The organism is Oleiphilus sp. HI0080, assembly GCF_001635135.1.
This window is the reverse complement of record NZ_LWFU01000825.1, coordinates 1-13460: the sequence shown is the minus strand read 5'-3', so window position 1 is coordinate 13460 and position 13460 is coordinate 1. Positions and strand designations below refer to the sequence as shown.

General features: G+C 49.1%; 12 protein-coding genes. 5 read left to right on the top strand and 7 right to left on the bottom strand.

Annotation, left to right across the window (positions count from 1 at the left end):
* Window positions 1–9: 9 nt before the first annotated feature.
* Together A3751_RS16925 and A3751_RS16920 are read right to left on the bottom strand one after the other, a co-directional pair.
* Window positions 10–2226 (bottom strand): hypothetical protein, encoded by a 2217-nt coding sequence (locus A3751_RS16925; protein ID WP_068458154.1) that lies wholly within the window; start codon window positions 2224–2226, stop codon window positions 10–12.
* A 272-nt stretch (window positions 2227–2498) separates the two neighbouring features.
* Window positions 2499–2939, bottom strand: a complete 441-nt coding sequence (locus A3751_RS16920; protein ID WP_068458151.1) for a VOC family protein — start codon at window positions 2937–2939, stop codon at window positions 2499–2501.
* A 63-nt stretch (window positions 2940–3002) separates the two neighbouring features.
* Between A3751_RS16920 and A3751_RS23750 the strand changes: the two genes are divergently transcribed.
* The 3 genes from A3751_RS23750 to A3751_RS16910 are packed head-to-tail and all read left to right on the top strand — an operon-like array spanning window position 3003 to window position 4030.
* On the top strand, window positions 3003–3125 hold the full coding sequence (locus A3751_RS23750) for a hypothetical protein (RefSeq protein WP_255374874.1): 123 nt from the start codon (window positions 3003–3005) through the stop codon (window positions 3123–3125).
* A 46-nt stretch (window positions 3126–3171) separates the two neighbouring features.
* Window positions 3172–3471, top strand: coding sequence for a hypothetical protein (locus tag A3751_RS16915; RefSeq protein WP_156492566.1), 300 nt, complete (start codon window positions 3172–3174; stop codon window positions 3469–3471).
* 10 nt (window positions 3472–3481) lie between these two features.
* Complete coding sequence (locus A3751_RS16910) at window positions 3482–4030, top strand: hypothetical protein (RefSeq protein ID WP_068458147.1); 549 nt, start codon at window positions 3482–3484, stop codon at window positions 4028–4030.
* 118 nt (window positions 4031–4148) lie between these two features.
* On the opposite strand, the gene A3751_RS16905 is transcribed toward A3751_RS16910, so the two are convergent.
* The 5 genes from A3751_RS16905 to A3751_RS16885 form a co-directional block, all read right to left on the bottom strand.
* Window positions 4149–5141 carry a hypothetical protein gene (locus A3751_RS16905; protein ID WP_068458143.1) on the bottom strand — a complete coding sequence of 331 codons (993 nt, stop codon included), beginning with the start codon at window positions 5139–5141 and terminating at the stop codon, window positions 4149–4151.
* A 177-nt stretch (window positions 5142–5318) separates the two neighbouring features.
* Window positions 5319–6449, bottom strand: coding sequence for a response regulator (locus tag A3751_RS16900; RefSeq protein ID WP_068458142.1), 1131 nt, complete (start codon window positions 6447–6449; stop codon window positions 5319–5321).
* Window positions 6450–6470: 21 nt separating this feature from the next.
* Entirely contained in the window at window positions 6471–7622 is a 1152-nt protein-coding gene (locus tag A3751_RS16895) for an HDOD domain-containing protein (RefSeq protein ID WP_068458139.1), read from the bottom strand.
* Window positions 7619–7984, bottom strand: a complete 366-nt coding sequence (locus A3751_RS16890) for a response regulator (protein WP_068458138.1) — start codon at window positions 7982–7984, stop codon at window positions 7619–7621. Before A3751_RS16890 ends, A3751_RS16895 begins: the two co-directional genes overlap by 4 nt.
* Before the next feature lie 33 nt (window positions 7985–8017).
* Complete coding sequence (locus A3751_RS16885; RefSeq protein WP_068458136.1) at window positions 8018–10045, bottom strand: MHYT domain-containing protein; 2028 nt, start codon at window positions 10043–10045, stop codon at window positions 8018–8020.
* A 158-nt stretch (window positions 10046–10203) separates the two neighbouring features.
* Between A3751_RS16885 and A3751_RS16880 the strand changes: the two genes are divergently transcribed.
* Both A3751_RS16880 and A3751_RS16875 read left to right on the top strand, forming a co-directional pair.
* On the top strand, window positions 10204–10470 hold the full coding sequence (locus tag A3751_RS16880) for a hypothetical protein (protein WP_068458134.1): 267 nt from the start codon (window positions 10204–10206) through the stop codon (window positions 10468–10470).
* Between the two features lie 268 nt (window positions 10471–10738).
* On the top strand, window positions 10739–13460 hold a 2722-nt coding region (locus A3751_RS16875; RefSeq protein ID WP_156492565.1), incomplete at its 3' end, for a VCBS domain-containing protein.

Sequence of the window (13460 nt, the reverse complement as noted above, 5' to 3'; positions counted from 1 at the left end):
ATTCCTGAATTAGGGAAGATCAAGGCGAACGGCTTGAAGCGCTTTGTTTTTGCTCACACCGTCTTTCCAGAGGCTCCATGCAAGCACCGCCTCGCCAGAGCTGGAAACAGACACATCAAGAACAGCGTCGTCCTTAGAAAAATCGAGAGGCATCCTGGTGTCTCCACCGACGTTTGGATCGTCATCATACACAGCTTCGGTCACGAGACCCTCAACTGAGGTCAGAGAAAAGTAATCTCCCTCGAGGGGCAAGACAAACAAACGAACGCGCTCTTTTTCTAGGCCAATACCGTACGGCGAACCTAGAGCCCCAGCAGCGCTTCTTACCGATTCTCTAAACGCAATAAGGACATTGTCTTCAGGGTCTGAACCAGCCGATTGATGTGAGATCAAAGATCCCGCTTCGCTAACAATCAACCTTGCCTCATTCACATCGATAGAAAAATTATGAACTTGATTCGAGTCAAAACGAACACGCCAAATCGTTACTGCACTTCCGTTTAAAATAGACCCGAAGCTAATGTAGTCCTCTCCTAGATAGGTCCAGACCAGATCGCCATTTTCTAAAGCAACCAGCTCAGGTGCCAAACGAGCATCCCAACCATCGGTGACTGCGGCAATCTCTGAAATCGTCAATGTCGAGTCAACCGATAACAATGCAGGTGGCAAACTATCTCGCTGGTAACTCAAGGCGAATTCGTCATTCGCTTCATTACTTAAAGCAACGACTGCCGGGTTCTTGAAAAAATATTCCGCGCTGGCGGTATTGCCCCCAGCAATGACACCGACAACGAGATTGTTGCCATCTAAATCAAAGCGAGCTGCATGTACTCGAGAGACATTATATGAATCAATGATTGCATCTTGCCCCCAAACCACCAAGCCTCGCCCAATCAGACCGTCCTCATTAACTTGTACAGCCAACGATATAGAGTTGACCTCTCCAGCACCGATTTTCATATCGGAGGTCGCTAAGATACAAAACTCTTCAGCCGTGGAGCCATCCGCTTTTTGAATGTAAACACACACAGGAGTGTTAGTATCGTTATTATCAATCGCAACAATGTTTATGCGATCACCATTGATCACTGCTGACGTTGATGCAATTTTTGATACTTTTTGAGTCACGTTATTGCTTACCAATGCCTTTACAGCACCGCCTGATATTTTCTCTGAGAGCTGTGCGTTCCAATCGCCGCCACCGGCATCTGAATAATCAAAATAAACTAGTGAGTCATTACCAGAGTTATCAATAAAGACCGAAGCGTTATACCCCAGAGGAATGGTAGAGAGATCCTCCGTATTGCCTGCGATGCTTGAAGAGCTCCATGCTCCGCCAAGCTCGCCAATGGTTAAATAATTGCTCGCACCACCATTTACATTGAGCGCCGCTACAACAGCCTGTCCGCTTCCATTTACATCAGTATCTACTGCAAGTAAACCTTGATCGCCCACCATACTTAGATCCGTTATTACTCCTAGCCCGCGACAAACAAGGTTAAGCGTTGATACGTCCACCGTACCCGCGACACCCGAGTCGGTGTCGAGATCGCAGATCGCTTTTGGTTGATCCGCAAAAGCCAAAGGGATTTCTATCGCGATCATAAAATCGCTGCCAAAGGCGACGCTTTGGTTAAATGCGAAGCTAGTATCGCCTCCGTTCACCAAAATACTTTCGGCTCCGTTATTGAGGTTAAGCGTGAGCTGCCCTTGCGTTAGCCCACGCACCGAACCGGATACCGTCAGGGGCGTATCAGAACACGTCAACACAAGCGACACATCTGCTGTGCTAATTGTGCCACTGGCGCTGTCCAAAGAGCAGATTTGTCCAACCGGCTGCTGTGTAACAGAAATGGTAAAAGCCGCACCACTCTGCAACTGAGCCGAAAAATCAAAGCTTGAATCGCTAGAAGCAGGTGTGCGCGTGATATTGGTCGAGCCGCTAGACAAGGTTAACTCTAAGCCTGAAGCAGTAAGACCATTGATCACCCCTGCGACTGAATAGCTTGCTGGTGTCCCGCCTGGCGTGCTGCCGCCGCCACCTTGATTACCCGAACTGACTGAAGCTCCTCCGCCTCCACCGCCGCAAGCAGCGACAAGCACTGCAAGAGATAGTAAAGACGCATACTGCGCCAGAGCTCTTATCGTATTCATGTTCAGACCTATTTTCTCAGCGATTGACAACAACACACCTGCGGTTTCGAGACGCGGCAAATCGCAGTGCATTCAATCCCCTAATTATCCTCCTGTTTACATAAGATAAACATCAAAACTTTGTAAACTGCATCGAAGACGGGGACTGACTCAAAACTTAGTGAGTTATCCTGTGCTTGTAATGGAACAAAGCACGGTAAAGATTTGGAATGAGACTTAAGCTGAGTTGAACGCATCAACGACGCGCTCGACTCAAAAGCAGGCAGATCAAAGGAGCATTAACTTAGCGCACTCAATCAAAGATTTTCAACGTCGTACTCATTAGCCGTAGAGTTCTAACCAAACTACCACTCCCCCGTATTCTCCATACTCGCCCATGGCTCTTGCGCTGGCAGGGCATCACCTTTTTGAAGCAGCTCCACACTGATACCATCGGGGGATCGAATGAACGCCATATGCCCATCACGTGGCGGTCGATTAATCGTCACGCCCATAGCTTGAAGGTGCGCGCAGAGAGCGTAAATGTCGTCAACACGGTATGCAAGATGGCCAAAATTTCGACCACCCGAGTAGTCTTCTGGATCCCAGTTATACGTCAGTTCTAACTCAGGCGCCTTCTCTGAGCGCGCACGATCCTCATCATCACGTGCAGCAAGATAAATGAGCGTAAAACGGCCTCTCTCACTTTCATAACGCTTGGTTTCGACGAGACCAAGGCCATCGCAATAAAACCTTAGCGATGCATCAACATCGCGAACACGAACCATAGTATGAAGATATTGCATTGCGTCTCCTATCAAGACTGTTTGGAGCGATTCAAAGTAGTGCTTTGATGCTAAGGTCTCAGCATGGCGACTGAACGCGATGCGTATTACCTAAATGAAGCGAAAGTCCGCCTTACTCTGAGCGAATGGGCTTTTGATCTCATCGCGTCTCTCTCGTCATTTGTGATTGGACATGATGCCGTATAGACTCAAGAGAACTGCGCAAAAGCATCAAAGGACTGTGCCTGAGATCATGCAAAGAATAAAGAACCGACATAGAGAAGTAAAACGGTTCACGAACTGGAGAGTACTTACTCCTGTCTACCTAACTTTATTAGCACTATTAGCACTTTTCGCTTTCTCGAATCTTGCACAAGCTGAGAATCAGCTCGCAAGCAAGCCTATAAACGTAAGCATTGCGTTTTCGGATGGAGATCCGCCGACCTCATGGTCAAAGGATGGTATCGCAGCACAAGGATTGTTGCCCGAGCTCGCTTCCGCAGTATTCAATCGCATTGACAACATTCAATTGGATGCGGCTCCCCTGGCCTAGAGCCAAGCTAATGGCGAAGAAGGCAACAGTAGATGGCCTATTAACCTACCCTTCAAAATCGCGCCAAGAATACCTACTTTTTAGCGAACGACCCACGTATGTCATGGACTACAGCTACGTGATATACAACAAAAATAATCCCAGAAGCGCAGAGCTAGCGCGTCTTCCAAGCTTTAGAGCGCTTGGGGACTTCATCATGGCAACAGAGGGGCCAGACGTAGCCGATTCGTGGGAGGAAGTGAATCTGCCGATCGACGCATTCCCGCGCTTTTACGTCAATAAAGCAATACAGATGTTTCATTTAGTGTTGCGCCGCAACAGCGCAGATTACTTCATTCGAAACCTCGAAGAAGCAAAATATATCGCCCGCTCCTTAGGTTACAGTGAGCAACTCGGATACACGAAAGTCACATTCAAGACGCAGAATGTTGTTCCCTTTCACCTAGGTATTCAGAGATCCCATCCAAAATCGCAGTACATCATCCAGCAGATCAATGCCGTGCAACGCTCTCAAGAATTTGAGCAAGAGGCTATGCAAATCATCAAACGCTATCAGTAATCTAAGGCCTTGCCGCGTTTTGTTGTCGGAAAGCGACACAGCGCAGCCTTAAGGTATGGTGGTGCAAGGAGGGCGTGAGGGGTGCTCGGGGGCTTAACAGAAGCCCCCGCAAAAAGAACTACTGCAACTTGTAGTAGGTTGGCACTAACTTAGACAAAGCGTCAAGGGATGCCTCTTTCGCAAAAACAGGGCTATCTGTTGATTTATCGGGAAAGAAGCCAAGTAAAATCTCGATCGTGCCACCCTCTGCAAAACGGCTCATCCAATCCCCCTCTACAATGCCAATCGTACTTCCTTCCATACGATCTAGCGGGATAATCTCGCTACCGTTAATGCGCACACCAACGCCCTCAAGGTTCGCATCGATATCTGACGAGCTGTCTATGACGAGTTGGTCCGACTTCAATATCAAACGAATCTGCGAAAGGTAATCACCATCTCCCATCTGCAAAGTCGGTGTACTCAATACCAAATCCTCGCCCTGCTCAAAGCTTTGACGCAAAGTCCAGATATCGACAGTAACCGGCAAATCTTTGCGGCTCACATCAAGCGCATTCTCTAGCGATCTTTGGCCTGTCGTCTCTTCGGCTTTCACTGGAACTGGCGCGATCTCTTTTTCAGCTGCAGATGTTGATTGGGGACGTGGCTCGGCCGAGGCTGCTTCCGGCTCCGCTGCGGAAACCGCAACTGGGTTCAACTCGCTAGACGCACTATCCGCCGAATTCGTGACCATTTCAGATTGATTGCTTTGCCCGCTAGCTTCGCTCGCGGCAAGTGCAGAACCGGCCGCCTTCAGCGCAGCCTCCTCAGACGCGACTTGTTCCGTTTGCGCCTTGGAAGATGTGACCGAATCATCGACACCAGAGCGGTCTAGGTCAGCATCCTCTGAAACCGCCTCTTCCGCGGCTGAGTCTTGAGCCGAGACTTCTTGGTCAGCGACTTCTTGACCAGTGATTTGTTGATCAGAACCAGCTGCATTAGGGCCTGATGTAGCGGAACTCTGGCTTGGTTCCTCTACCAAGGCTTCGGCATCCGGCGTGCTTGCGCAGCCTACAGAAAGGCTCAGAGCAGCGACTAACGCGCTCGATGTCGCGACTTTCATCAGTTTCATTAATATGTCCTCGCACTATCATGCTTCGTTGTTTTTGTATTTGATATTTCTCGGTGTATACCAACAGTGTAGACACAGCCTAAAAAATAGCCGGACAGAATCAGTAGAAAAAGGTAAACGGATGTAATAATGCATAGCATCCGAGCGATCTGGCCCAACAGCTTCACCATCCAGCACTTAACAATACACCTTGATCGGTTCTTTGATGCCTGCTCCACGAGAAAAGTTGATCAACCTGTCCAGAAGGAAACCGTTCAACTCCTGTCCACGAGACAGAACGACGCTGCCACTCAAAGCACACACGTCTTCCTCGAGAATCATGCCAATTTTAAGCTCAGTGACTTTGACCTCTCGCACTGTTTTCGTGTCCTGAATAGGTCGATAACTATCTAACGCAGAGAGTAAGTCGAGATCTTGCTCATTAGTGAAGTGTGTTTTGGCCGCTTTGATTGCCTCTTGAATCGACAGCTGCTTGTGTAGCTTAGTCGTTTCAATCCAGGTAGCTAGACGCAACAAACGCGCTCCGAGCTGCACGCGTTCAGGCAGACTTTCGATATCGGCATCTGTTCCAAACTGCGATTCAATCATCAGGGCGACGCGCCCAAGACGAGGTATCCGCTCGAGAAGTTGCGCGCCTTGTTCCGGAATCGCTTTGAGCATCTGCTTGTCTTGCTCACTAAGATTCACTGAATTAAATGCTCGCTTTAACGCATCTTCAGGCAGAGACAACGCACCTAACTGACAAAGCATGGCCGCGATATCGTACTCCCAACGGTTTGCCAGCTTTTTCTCGTTCACAACATGCATGGCTAAACGACGAATGAAAAAAGCCGTTCTAAACGCTTCCGGTGCCGCGATATTCAAAATATCTGCAAGTACTTTGATTGTGCCTTTCAGAGTATTCTCTAACAGGTCTTTCTCGGCACGGCGCAAACGATACAAATGCGAGGCTTCTTGCAGAGCGTCGACGAGGTCTTCTGTTTCGCAAGGTTTCATCAAGAAGCGAAAAATATTTCCTTGGTTAATCGCCTTCATCGCAGATTCGAGATCCGCATGCCCCGTTAAAAGAATGCGCGTTGTATTCGGATGCTGCTCTCTAGAACGCCTTAATAGCTCTGCCCCATCCATTTCAGGCATACGCATATCCGACATCAATACTTCAAACACATCGTCTTCCATTAGCGCCAACGCGGCGGCTCCAGACTCCGCCGTAGTGACATCAAAGTATTCGTATAAATTACGCTCTAGCCCTTGCAGGACATGCGGCTCGTCATCCACACAAAGAATTTTTGGCAGCTCTTCATCCATAAGCGTTACTTAAGCCTCAAGTTATCGTTCTTTCAAACGTTGTGCCTGTTCTTTCCAATCCGGCAGTTTTTCACTTAAATCAAACCGTTCGATCAATTCAGGAAGCACATCAATGCCCCGCGCTAGTTGTCGCGCCATATGAATAATGACAGGCAAAACACTGGAAGAGCTGATACTGCGTTCATACAGCCGACCGGTCAGCACCGCATTGAATATTTCCGCTGAAAAGCCCCACATAAGGAGTAAGTAAGCGCCAACTTGAGCGTCCGCTAGGCCGAACAGTTCTAACTCGATTTCCTCGATTTCTTTTTCCGTCGCATAACTGATTCGACCCACATATTCTTGCGCCTTATCCGGAAAAGCCTGTATCAAGGCTCCCTGCCCAAGATCACTGAGCAACCCTGCAAGCTGGGCGTCTGCAACCATGCTTTGATCAATATCTGCCGCGATTAGAGCGGCCATTTTACTGATCATAAAACTTTCTTTGGTAATCTTTTCAATATCGAGCAGCGGCGAGCTAGACGCGGTAGAGTAGGTTTCAGCAAACAGGACAAACTCTTTCACCATCTCGGCCCCAAGCCGAACGACGGCCACGTGCACGTCGCTGGTTTCTCCGCCCCGAGAAAACAAAGCCGAATTGGTTACCTGCAGCACCTTCGTCGCGAGTGCTGCGTCCTCTTCGATCACCGCCGCAATATTTTCTAAATCTGCGTTGTTTTGAATAAGCGATTGAATTTGTGCATACACTCTTGGCGGGCTAGGTAGGGAACGGATGCCGCAAATCAAACGTCGCATCTCGCTATTCGGCAAAGAGTTCAACGCGTTCTCAATTAAGCTCAATACATTGATCAATTCGTCTGGGTCAAAAGGCTTATCTAGCCAACGGTGGGAAATAAAGCTGCTGCGCAACGCAGCAGACTGATCGGCCTGGCCCGAGAGCACAACGCGAACTGTATCAGGATATTTTTCTTCAATTTTACCGAGCAGTTTCTCCCCATCCATGCCCGGCATGCGCATGTCCGATACAATGACGTCGAAGGGCTCCTCTTCAAAACACTCAAGGGCGTCCTCTCCAGAGTTCGCCGTCTCGATATCCCAGTCACTGTCGAACAGCGCTCGCTGAATGCCATCAAGAATATTTTGCTCATCATCAACGAACAAAATTCGCATCATAACAAGCGTCTCTCACTTTCAATTTCCTGCAAGACCTCCGCTAGATATGCCGCATCACAGGGCTTATCTAGCCATCGGTGAGCAAGCTCTGCATCGTCTAGTTGCAAGCTTTGATCCGCATAGCCAGACAAAATGACACGTGTGATACTCGGGTCTAAAGCACGTACTTCTTTGAGCAAGCGATCGCCCTTCATAGCAGGCATAGACATATCGGTGACGATCACATCGTAATGGCCTTGCTCGATTTTAATCAGCGCTTCTGGGCCACTCAAAGCAGAGTCAATCGACCAGCTCGTATCTCGCAAGTTACGCTGTATCGCATTAATAATGAGTCGATCATCATCGACAAAAAGTATATTCATAGTCCCAATCCCATGCTTAACTTAATCCGCCGCTTAAGCCGGTTTCTCTGCATCAAGCGACGCTTCAGGTTGTGATACTTTTAGAGGAACGAAGACAGAGAAACACGATCCCTCTCCCATAGTAGATTCGAGCTCCAAACGGCCCTTATGTTTTTCAACTATGACCGAGTAGGCAATATTGAGCCCCTGCCCTGTTCCCTTACCCACCGCTTTTGTGGTGAAAAACGGCTCAAAAACCCTCTCTTGAATTTCTTTTGGAATGCCACAGCCATTGTCGCGGACATCGATGCGTAGAAACTCTGCTTCGATCTTCGCAATCACATCAATTTGCCCAAGGTCGCTGCTCTGCTCAGCCTTGAGTCGATCCTCAATCGCGTGCGCTGCATTCACCACCAAGTTCAAAATCACTTGATTGAACTCATCCAAAATCAGCTGAACAGGTGGAATATCCGGTTCAATATCGAGTTTTAAATGCGCCAAATATTTCCACTCATTTCGGCAAATAGTCGTCGTCGACTCAAGCGCCTCTTTGACATCTGCGGCACTAAAATTTCCCTCACTCGCATGCGAAAACGACTTCATGGCACGAACAATCGTGCTCACCCGCCCCAAACCCTCGAGTGACTGATCAATCGACTTGGGAATCTCTTGAGTAATAAAGCTAAACTTCGCCTTCTTGAGCATCTTTTCCAGGTCTTCAACTTGCTGTTTGCTGTTTTCGTCACAGCAGCCCGACACAATCTGGCGATACATCTCAACGGCTTGAAGGACGTGTCCGGACGCTTTTTTCATAAAACTCATGTTGTCAGACACATATTGAATAGGCGTATTGATCTCGTGCGCAATTCCCGCGGCCAATTGTCCAATAGATTCGAGCTTCTGGGCTTGGCGTAACTGCTGCTCCATAATCATGCGAGCGGTGATATCTCGGATCATTGCGACATAATGCAGGCTTTCATTAAAAAACAGACGCGAAAACACAACCTCATAGTAATTTGTGCCTGCGTCGCTATAAGTCGAAAACTGCAGAGTGAGCCCACTCGCGCCCCTCTCGAGATCGGAGTGCTCCCAGTCTTCAAGCGCCGCAAATGATCCAAGTTCTGGAATCAGATCAAGAATATTCTTCGTCTCAATCGGGCTATGTTCGGCGCCAAATAAACGCTGCGCAGACACATTGTAGGTATCGACATCACCCTGCTCGTTAAGTACCAGCAAAGCGTCAGCAAGAGAGCTAATAACGGCATTTTCACGCTGCATCAGACTTGCCGATTTTCGGCGTTCACTATCAAGCCGAGTGCCCAGTAGAACACCCACCAGCGAGGCGCCAAGAAATAGTGCGATCTCGGTGATCATGTTCCACGAGATGACCTCATGCGGCTGGCTCGACAACACATAGGCATTTTCCGGCTGCACGTAAAACTCAGACGCCACCATCGCAACATAATGCATAGCAGACACGGCAGCACCGATAAACACGGCAGACAGAAAACGCACTCGTATCGAACTTTCTTTATCGGCTTTTGTGGCATGGGTATAAATGGCAACCACTGCAAGTAGATGGGCGACAACAATTGAAAATACAAACATCAATGGATCGTAACGAAAGCCGCCCTGTGAGAGGTGCATCGCCTCCATACCGATGTAATGCATCAAACCAATGCCAGCCGCCATTGCCAGCCCACCCATCTGCACCGCAACCACGTCAAAGCGTTTTTTAGCAAGAATAGAAATGGCAACATAGCTACCGAGTAACGCAGGCACAATGGAAAGCAAGGTCTGCCCTAGATCAAAATGTACCGGTGTTTCCAAGTGAAAGGCATGCATGCCGGTGAAGTGCATCGCCCAAACACCACAACCCATGACGACTGCAGCAACATACATCCAAATGTCTTCGTGCCGCCCCAGCTCTTTGCGCCAACTTCGCTCCACAATCGTCAGCATCGACATCGCCGCCATCACCGCAAACAGCACAGACCAAACAACCAGAGACACATCGTATGAGCCTGCAATCGGCTCAAATACGTCTTGATTCAATTCTGAAAATCGCCAAAATTCCATCATGTCGTTACCAAGGAAGATCAAAGCGAATATAGTCAAGAATTAAGATATTTCTTGGTTAAAAAACACGCTACACTGAAACGAACGGGATTCAGGCACTTCGGCTTACAGTTTCTGGCGAGAGCAGAGGCATTTTGCTCAGAGCGTGCTAGGAGAAAAAGATGGTTGATAAGAAAACATTCGATACCGGGTATTTTACGAATCAACGCATGGAGCGAAGTTTCCACCGAATTTTTGTGCGACGACGTCCATTCTGTTCACCTGAAACGGGCACCCCCGAAGTCTGCAAGCTACCAAGTTTTGTCTTAATTGAAGGTGGCATCATGATTTTGCATGAAGAAGAGTTTCAAAAAGAGCTGCAGGAAGCCTGGGCTGCCTATCAAAAGGCACAAGCAGGTGAGCAAGCAGACCCAAAAGACCAGGACTAGCAAACGCGCTAAAAGAAATGCCTATCTCTAGAAGATTAACCTCTCACCGTCACAAAACACTGCGCGCTCCTATAACTAGATCTCAATGAAGCTCCTCTCAGTAGCAATCAACATAATCAAAATATTAACCACAACCAAAATTGCTTAGACAGCGTACTGTGTACTATCTTCGTTATTAGAAGTTTGGTTTAGCTCTTGCGGCTTTGCCTTTATAAATGTTTAACATTCATTACTAGCCAACAAGTCTCTTTCTGGAGGGCTATCCAAGGTGTTCACAGTCGTACGAGTTTCGGGTCCCATTTTTTACGTTAACCGTTTTGGTGAACGCGTCGAACTACAACGAGGCGATCAAATCGATGAGCACACACTCCTCAATAGCCCTCAAGGCAATCAACTCATTGTTCAAAGCCCGAGCGGACAAGAACTAAGCCTCATTGTTACCGAACCCCAAGAGCTCGGAGTACTCGCCAAAAACAGTACACCCGAACTAGAGACGCCAGCAGAGCCAGCGCAAGAAGCGCCTCCAAGTAGCCAAGCAACCAGCCTCAGGGCGGATGCAGATTCAACACCACAACCAACACCGCAATCTGATGGCCATCACCACGCAGGAGCAACAGTAGAGCGAACCGATTTAAATGTCGCTTTGGATAATAGTTCGACGGGTAAACACACCGATCCGCTAACAGGCTCAGCAGAATTTAGCCCAACATCCCCCGGCAACGAGTCGTTCACCGGAAGCGGCGCCTTGGCAGGAACCAACGGCACAATCAGCAATGCTTCATTAACTGGACAAAGCCCAACCAGTGCACTCTCATCACTCATTGCACAACAGCAACAGGCAGCAACACCCGGCACTCAGGCAAACCAAAATTTACCGATTACAATCACCGGTACCTTTCAGGGCGCAGTGATTGAAGACAACGCAATTGGCGCCACTGGCGCACTGACCATCAATGGCGGGCCAGGTTACTTTCCGGCCCAAAGCTACCAAGGAAAATACGGTGATCTAAGTGTTGATAGTCAAGGAGCATGGCACTACACATTGCACAACAGCGATGGCCAAGTGCAAAGCCTGGAGGATGGCCAACATGCAACAGAACACTTTGCCATACATGCCAGAAACGCCGTCGGTATCGATTTCAGCCACGAGTTTGTTGTGGATGTTACCGGAACGAATGATATCCCAACGATCAACGGTGCAAACGTAGGGGATGTTACGGAAGAATCACAGCTGACGGCGACAGGCCAACTCAGCATCAGCGATGTGGATTCGGGTGAAGCGCATTTTCAATCTGAAACAGTCCAAGGAGCGCATGGCAAATTGTTCATGCAAGAAAATGGCTCCTGGCAATATGAACTCGATAACCAAAGCCCAACGGTCCAAGCTCTGGGACAAAACAGTCAACTGACCGACACGCTGATTATCCATGCAGCAGACGGTACACCGCATAAAATCGATATAAACATTAGCGGCACCAACGACCGCGCCGTGATCTCTGGTACAGATGTGGGCGCAGTCACCGAAGAAAGCCTGCTACAAACGTCCGGCAAACTGGACATTCAAGATACAGATACGGGCGAGGCGCATTTCCAGGCCTCTGATCTTCATGGCCAACACGGGATATTGCATCTGCAAAGCGACGGTTCCTGGAGCTACGATCTCAATAATCAAGACCCCAGCGTTCAAGCGCTTGGCCAGGGCAAGCTGGCGACCGACACGATCACTGTGACGACTGCGGATGGAACCGCGCACAATATCACCATCGTCATATCTGGAACGAATGACGCGCCCACCCTAAATGCTATCTCGGCCACCACCGCGACCGAAGGAGACAAAACACTCACAAGTGGAACCATCACAGCGACCGATATCGACTCTGGTGACACCGCTAGCTTCACCTCCCCTCAGGTTGACGGTTTCACGCTAAACAAGGACGGCAGCTATACCTTTGATCCAACGCATCCGGCCTACAACGGCTTGGCAGATGGTGAAGCTCGTAAAATTACGATTCCAATTACCGTCACCGATAGTGCCGGCGGACAAGACACTCAACACCTTGTTATTACGGTGACAGGCACCAATGACCGTGCCGTAATCACCGGCACAGATACAGGCGCTGTAACAGAAGATCTGAACCCATACGCAAGTGTAAACGGTAATTATGCCTATAAACTGGAGGCGCAAGGGCATATCACGGCGATAGACCCTGATTCAGGCGAGTCCGGCTTTGACTTTTCGACACTCGTGTCCGCGCCGACGCATCCTGAGTGGGCGCCATATACCTCCGCCTTGGGTGGCCAATTAACCATCGATCGCGGGAGCAACTGGCATTACTACATCGACAATCGCAAACCGGAAATCCAGTCGTTGGGGGATGGGCAGACCCTGACAGATACGGTGCAGATCGCCTCGAAAGACGGCACAACCCATACCATCACCATCACGATTCATGGCACTAACGATGCGCCGACCGTTGGCTCTGCCGTTACGCTTACGCAAGGAACAGAAGACACGGCCTATACCTTGCACGCCCGCGATTTATTGGCCAACGCCAGTGATATCGACAAAAACGATGCCGGGCAATTGCATGTTGCGAACCTCAGTGCCGACCATGGCAGTATCACAGACAATCACGACGGTACTTACACCTTCACACCAGACGCAGACTACAACGGCTCGGTGCAATTTTCTTACGAAGTACAAGATGCTCATGGCGGCAGTACGGTAGCGAGCGCTTCACTGGATTTGGCAGCGGTAGCGGATGCGGCTGTCATTACCGGCCAAGATACGGGCTCTATCACCGAAGACCGCAATGTTGGGCATGATTCAGCACAGTCGATCCAGGTAATGGGCTCCCTCTCTGTCACTGACCCGGATGCAGGGCAAGACCATTTCATTGCAACAAACCCGATGGTTCGAAACGAAAAAGTCATCAGCGACCCTTTTCAAGGGGAGTTGCATATTGATCGTCACGGAAACTGGGATTATC

Coding starts and splice junctions, on each gene's coding strand:
- A3751_RS16905 (WP_068458143.1), bottom strand. CDS start 5,141: ATGAAACTGATGAAAGTCGCGACATCGAGCGCGTTAGTCGCTGCTCTG.
- A3751_RS16880 (WP_068458134.1), top strand. CDS start 10,204: ATGGTTGATAAGAAAACATTCGATACCGGGTATTTTACGAATCAACGC.
- A3751_RS16890 (WP_068458138.1), bottom strand. CDS start 7,984: ATGAATATACTTTTTGTCGATGATGATCGACTCATTATTAATGCGATA.
- A3751_RS16900 (WP_068458142.1), bottom strand. CDS start 6,449: ATGGATGAAGAGCTGCCAAAAATTCTTTGTGTGGATGACGAGCCGCAT.
- A3751_RS16895 (WP_068458139.1), bottom strand. CDS start 7,622: ATGATGCGAATTTTGTTCGTTGATGATGAGCAAAATATTCTTGATGGC.
- A3751_RS16915 (WP_156492566.1), top strand. CDS start 3,172: ATGCAAAGAATAAAGAACCGACATAGAGAAGTAAAACGGTTCACGAAC.
- A3751_RS16920 (WP_068458151.1), bottom strand. CDS start 2,939: ATGCAATATCTTCATACTATGGTTCGTGTTCGCGATGTTGATGCATCG.
- A3751_RS16910 (WP_068458147.1), top strand. CDS start 3,482: ATGGCGAAGAAGGCAACAGTAGATGGCCTATTAACCTACCCTTCAAAA.
- A3751_RS16885 (WP_068458136.1), bottom strand. CDS start 10,045: ATGATGGAATTTTGGCGATTTTCAGAATTGAATCAAGACGTATTTGAG.
- A3751_RS16925 (WP_068458154.1), bottom strand. CDS start 2,226: ATGCACTGCGATTTGCCGCGTCTCGAAACCGCAGGTGTGTTGTTGTCA.
- A3751_RS23750 (WP_255374874.1), top strand. CDS start 3,003: ATGGCGACTGAACGCGATGCGTATTACCTAAATGAAGCGAAAGTCCGC.